General features: G+C 42.2%; 5 protein-coding genes. All 5 read right to left on the bottom strand.

Translation table 11 applies throughout. From position 1 onward, the window contains the following. Window positions 1-127: 127 nt before the first annotated feature. A complete protein-coding gene (locus GTO91_RS17285) occupies window positions 128-1,441 on the bottom strand; it encodes an HNH endonuclease (protein ID WP_161259969.1) in 1,314 nt (437 codons plus the stop codon). Window positions 1,442-1,670: 229 nt separating this feature from the next. Beyond that, window positions 1,671-2,399: an IS21-like element helper ATPase IstB gene (istB, locus tag GTO91_RS17280; protein WP_161259968.1), complete on the bottom strand. Its 729-nt coding sequence runs from the start codon at window positions 2,397-2,399 to the stop codon at window positions 1,671-1,673. Continuing rightward, the gene (istA, locus tag GTO91_RS17275) at window positions 2,396-3,913 is read right to left on the bottom strand and encodes an IS21 family transposase (protein ID WP_161259967.1); all 1,518 of its coding nucleotides are present in this window, start codon (window positions 3,911-3,913) and stop codon (window positions 2,396-2,398) included. Before istA ends, istB begins: the two co-directional genes overlap by 4 nt. A 342-nt stretch (window positions 3,914-4,255) precedes the next feature. Beyond that, on the bottom strand, window positions 4,256-5,149 hold the full coding sequence (locus tag GTO91_RS17270; protein WP_161259966.1) for a DUF4435 domain-containing protein: 894 nt from the start codon (window positions 5,147-5,149) through the stop codon (window positions 4,256-4,258). Next, window positions 5,150-6,460, bottom strand: a 1,311-nt coding sequence (locus GTO91_RS17265; RefSeq protein WP_161259965.1) for an AAA family ATPase, incomplete at its 5' end; no start/stop codon positions are given.

Below are 6,460 nucleotides of genomic sequence, written 5' to 3'. Positions count from 1 at the left end.
GTAGATCAGCGGATACAGCAGTTTAAAACAGGCATAACTCGATTCGTGTATATAAATGCTCCTTCACGTGATTTATAGCTCCCTTTGAAATGATTAGAAAATCATATGTCATACGAAGGCCCTACTCTCAATCTCCAATTTTCCCCAAGTGCCAATTTTCTACTACGCGAATACGTGTTCCTTTCCGTGATTTTATAAATACCTCTTCTTTTCCATTCGGACCATTCTCAAAAATTAAATTTTTGAATCCTCCGTGATGATAATGTAAATATCGGTGATGATGTGGGCAGACTACTAAAGCGTTCTTATACGTATCCAAACTACCCCATTCATCCGCAATTAATCTAGCTTCCTCTGTTTTGCCAGTGTCAGCTAGCGCTACAATATGATGCATTTCCACATAATGCGTCCCATCGTCTTTCTCGATTATTGGAATGGCACCGTTTTCTTCCCCGCATAGCTGGCAACGGTACATATACTTCTGCTTCAATAAATCCGCCAATTCGCGTCTTCGTCTTTGTCGGTATTTCTCTGTGCTTTTCTCTAATTGTATCATGCTTTGAATATTCTTTAATTTACTTAACCAGTCGGAATGACTAATTACTTCTTCATCTACAACGTTTTCTGGTCTAAAAAAAGGAATTACTATGTCTTGAAGCGGATTATCCAAGTGGTATATCCGTTGGTAGCCTAAACGAGAGATTAACTGGTTTAATGAACCTCCTCTTTTATTGGCCCATGATGTCATTTGGGAAACTAAAGGTTCTTTAAGATCTGGAAAATACACATTGTTGTCACTATCAGCAAAAAACTTTATTTTTTCTTTATAACCATTAAAAATATCCCAAGAATCTTTTCGTAAATATCCATAATGCCCGAAGTCTCTAGCACATTTCGATACTATATATGAACGCTGAAATTCTCGTGTCCTACCTCGACACATCTGACTCATCAGCACATGTGTAATATAATCGGGACAAACGTAACTCCTTCCGAATATTTCCAATATATTGAATTTTTTTGCCAATTCAAAGTCTTTTAAACGAACATCCCAAGGCCATACTACTGTTAAGTGGTTTTCTACCTCGCGAGGAATCAAATCAGTTACGCATACAATACGTTCTCCATTTCTAGCAAATATTAAATATTTAGCCGTCTCTGCCTCAATGTTTACAAAGTACTTCCGAATAGCAATAAACCTATTATTACCTAATTCATTTGAGTTATATGTAAATTCCTGTTTTTCGATCATTTCATTTATTCGTTCCTGTTCTAACTCATCAAGATTTGACCACTCCTCTAACCACTTGCCCGTTGTACGGTTTTTAGAAATATGATTGTATGCCCAATTACTTTTCATCCCCAGCCATTCGCTAACTTCTCCGGGTCTTACAATTTTCGAGATTATTTTTTTCGCAACCTCATTATCCCACTTAGGCATAGTTTGTGCCCCCTTAAAGAAACTTTTTACGGTAAAATTTAAACACCCTCCTATATTCACCGACTACCCATACGTTAAAATTATGCGACTCTAGGCTGGTAGGGATCTGGGCGTTATTTAATTCGATGGCCCCAACGCAGTAATCCGGGATGGTTGAGATGTGTTTGGCAAGACAAAAATGCAGAGATCGGCAACCGATTTGTGCAGGGGCACTTTGCCAACATGTTGGCTAGTTTTTCTTAGTGCTTAGGGCATGCCGTAGGCGGTAACTCTCGCCAGCAAAGGTCAGAATGTGGGCATGATGGATCAGCCTATCGACCAAAGCCGCTGTTAGACGAGTATCCCCGAAGATGCTGTTCCACTGACCAAACTCTAAGTTTGACGTGACGATCACGCTCTGCTGTTCATAGCAATCAGCGACGACGTGGAAGAGGAGTTCCGCGCCGGTTTGATGGAAGGGCACGTAGCCCAGTTCATCGAGAATGAGCAATTCGCACTTCATGAGTTCTTGCCGAAAACGCTGGAGCCGTCCCTCGGCGTGCTTCTGTTGGAGCAGGCTGACCAAATCGGCAACCCGGTAGAACCTCACCGGCTTTCCCTGCCGGCAGGCCTCGATGCCCAGCGCGATCGACAGGTGCGTTTTGCCGGTTCCGACGGCGCCAAGCATCAACACGTTTTCTTTGCGGGAAAGAAAGTCAAGCCCCATCAGTTTTTCGGACGTACAGTTTCCCGGAAAGGTGATCCCGTCAAAAGAGTAATGTTCCAAGGTCTTCAGTTGGGAGAACCCGGCTTGGTGAATGAGCCGTTTGAGTTTGGCATCCAACCTCCCGATGGTCTCCGCCCGCAGAATCTGTAGTAGAAAGTCTATGGAATCGGAATTGGGGGTAATGGTAGACAAGGCCTCAGGAATATGAGCCAGCCGGAGTCTTCGGCACAGGTGCTGAAGTTCCTCGTTCATCGGGCTTCACCCCCCAAAGCGGCCAGGCGGTTATAGACCTGTAAGTCCGGGGTTCGGCCAATTATCTCTGCCGGTGTGTAGGGCTCCGCAAAGGGGATGGGGCGAAACTCCGGGTGTCGGTTTTTATAGAGTCGGTGCTCGATCCGTTCCGGCGAGAGGGAGTCCAGGGATTCGGAGTCAGCGGCCTCGGCCCCCAATGCCGCAGCGATATCGCAAAGGCTGTAGCGCTCCAGCCACTGGCGCACGCTGCTGATATGCTTTTTTCGCTCGATAAGATCGGGGGCAGACAGAAACGCTCGTATTGGCGGGGGCATCATTCCGGCGAAATAGGAATGGGTCACCGCGCGTGGACGGCGTTTGAATCCATCCAGTACTGCTTTCCAGTCAATCTCTATCGACTTTTGCATGTACGGGCGCGGAAACTGCGCCAACCGTCGATGAAGAGAATCCAGCACATCGATGGTGTCCCAAGAAATTTTCAGCCATACGGTGTCCCCTGGCCGGCTTTGGGGGATCGAGAGTGTGGCCGTTTCAAAGCGAACTTCGCCGTAGTTGTTCACCAGGGCCTGTTCGAGGCGGAAGACTTCGTACGGCTCGTCCGGCAAATGAAGCAGCTTTGCTTGTTCCTCTTCCCAGAGGCTTTCAATCGAGACGCTTTTTGCGTAGTGACTCCGTTGCCGATCCGCCAGCGCCCGTTCGGCCAGTTCCTTGGCTAACCCATCATGGGACTCGAAGACCGGCGGCGGGACGCACCAGTTGCGACGCCCATAGCCGACCTTGTTTTCTACGTGGCCTTTCTCGTTGCCGCTGGCCGGATTGCAAAACACGGGCTCGAATCGGTAGTGGGCGCTGAACCGCAAGAATGCGTCGGTGCATTGTCGCTTCCCATGGGATTCCACAGCCACGACCGCAGCCGACAAGTTGTCGAACCAGATCCGACGAGGAACACCGCCCATTTGCTCAAAGAGCCGCTTCATGCCTTCGAGGAAGCACTCCTGGTTCTCTTTGGGCACCGGGTAGGCAAATGCGGCATTGCTGTATGGAAACGAGGCGAAGAGGACTTTGTATTCCTTCAATTGATTATCCTGGCTCACCTGGATGGTTCCAAAATCGACTTGTGCCTCTCCCCCAGGGTGCTCCAATCGCTCGTAGCGTTGAGCTCGTTCCAGTTGCAGTTGCTTGCGGCGCTTGCTGACATAGTTGCGAACCGTGCGATCGCTTCCGGTAAACCCGTGCTCGTTTTTCAGCCGGTTGTATATCCGGGCAGCGGTATGCCGTTGTTTTCGGGTCAGTCTCTCGTCTTCGATAAGCCAGGTATCGATGATCTCCACATAGGGTTCCATCACGGGATGCTTATGTACAGTGCTCTTTACAGCTCGGTTCCAGTTATCCCGATCTGCGTATTTCTTTGCCGTTCGCCAGTTTACTTGAACCCGATCGGCGATTTCTTGGATCGAACACCCTTCCTGTTCGCGCAAAAACTTGATAAACTGTTGCTGCGGCATTTGTAACATCCTTTCCTACCCCTCCATCCGATCTGCACAAATCGAAGGTAAGGGGTTGATGGGATGTTGGCAAGTGCCCTTTTTATTCCGGCAACCCGGCTCTGCACTTTTCGGTTGCCATTTTATGTGCTTTTATTATGCCGAAAACAGCATTATTGACGCTTACGTACACTCGGAGGGTTGTTTTCGCGTCTTAGTGAAGAAGTCCAGGCTCGATCTCAAGACGGCTCTCCGCGCGCTGATGCACTTTTTTCTTGAACTCAAAGCACAGGTTTCTTCAAGCGATTGAACTATAAATTTCGTTGACGGAGCACTTTGTCGGCGTCGAAAATGGGACACAACAATTATTCTTCAAGCTAATTTAGGAACATCACCTATTTTACATAAACCAATGATTTTATTCTTAGCATAATCAAGTCTCGATATATCAAAATTATTCGCCAGTAAACCAATAAAAAATTTCTCATCAGCTTTTTTTTCGCAAATAAAATTAACATATCTTATTAAGCTAGCTAATAAGTACTTACCAGAAATAGCAGTAGTTATGTTGTCTAAAATAGCGTGTGTAATAACCTGTCTCATGTTTTCAATTTCTACGTTAAAATCATCTTCGTTTTTTCCATATTTAAGACAATATCTTTCTTTCAGTTTGGACAAGTAGTTCTCGACTTTTAGATTATCTACTAGGTATCCATTATTCTCTATAAAAACAAAAGGACTTATGCTAGCATTTTCGCCTAAATCATGCAATCTGCATACAGCAAACGATATAAATAAGTTAAAAAACGGATCGATGATTGAACCTAACCATCCTTTATAATTGACTATGGTGGCTATATTATCAGGTATGTCATTAAGTTTCCACTGAAGTGCTCTCAATACAGAACATTCTTCAATCAGATAGTTCTCAATACAATACTCTTCAAGATATATAATTGCATCATCGACAATTTGATCATTTCCAATGTAGGGATCTAAATCTCTATCAAGAACAAAAAAGCATGGTTCTGGATGCCTTTTTACTCCAGAACGATACGCTTTAAATTCAGATATGACCTTCCTTTTTCCTCCCAAAGGGATTACTCGCCTTATTTTTAATCTATCATTAAACATTCTTTGAAATATTACGTAATATAAATGTGGAAGAGATTTATCTTCTACAAAAATTGTTAAATCATTGTAAGGAGTATAAAGCGTAGCTACTGCTGCCCTTCCTCTATCACTATAAGCAGGAGGTTTATTCATTTAATATCCTCTCACTTCTACACAATTATTCAACATGTCTCCAATTATTTCAGGAGAATGGGTAGCAAAAACCATTTGAATTTCCTTGGTAACATTTAGTAGGCTTGGAACAAATTTTTGTTGCCATTCAAGATGCAATGATAGTTCCGGTTCATCTATAATAAAAATTCCTGTATTATTACTAACTCTCAGTCCAAGAATTATGTACACGAAAAATATCAATATTTGTTTTTCACCTGATGATAAAGCAGTTACACTTGTTCCGGGTTCCTCTGTCCCTAGGTTCCTAAATTTAATTAATCCAGCATTGTCTAGATATATCTCTTTTCCACCATCGTAAAAAAAGTTATTTACTACACTTAAAAGATTTGTAATATGGCTTCTCAAGCGCTTTCTTACTTCGTTTGCCTTCCTTATTATGTTAGAGGTTTCCCTAAATTTATTTAATTGCGAAACTGCAGAAATATAGTTAGCAAAACCGATTGGTGAAATTATTTCCAATTCATGTTTTTCGTTTATATAATACGAATTTTTTGATTCTTCTATTTTATATATTAAGGTGTTAAGATCTTCTTCTACAGAAATTCTCAAGTCAGAGATAGCTGATATTACGTTTGCCCTATCTTCAACAGATAAGCTTTGGTTTTTTAAAAGAAGCTCATCTATACTAAAGTCCTGAGTAAGTAGAGCTTTATGTAATACTTCCCCCTTTAAAGATTCAAGACGTTTGTTCTCTAAATATGTAATGTTTTGATTATAATCCTTGACCAGTATTACTGCTCTGCGAACTGAAGAATCTAAGTAGGATTCAGTTCGAGGTCTTGAAGGGCGTCTTGAAAATCTTTCATCGAAATTACCGTCTTTTCTTGTAAGTGGAAGATAAATTGGGGTAAAAACACTTCTAATCTTTTCTCTTACTTGACTAAAAGAGTCTTTAATAACATTTAAATCTTCATTCTCAATTGAATCATCGTCATGGTTTATAGATTTGTAAAAAGTAAATTCGTCATGTATTGACGACTTATCACCTGAACTTAACGGATATATAACTCCGGATATGTCTTCAAAAACTATTTCGTACGGCGCGTTCGAGTTAATGCTAGACTTTTTAATCTTAATACTTTTGTGGTTTTCTTTATCATCTGCACATATTAGTTCAAGATAACGAAAATCGTATTTTCTTAAATTAAGCAGATTCCCTGATATAATATGGTGCAATATATTGAGAATTGTAGTTTTTCCGCAACCGTTCATACCGTATAAAAAAGTAACATCTTTATGAAATGATAATTCAAAATACTTTCCATACAA

This window comes from Heliomicrobium undosum (assembly GCF_009877425.1).
Lineage (GTDB): Bacteria > Bacillota > Desulfitobacteriia > Heliobacteriales > Heliobacteriaceae > Heliomicrobium > Heliomicrobium undosum.
This window is presented reverse-complemented; position numbering and strand designations above follow the sequence as displayed.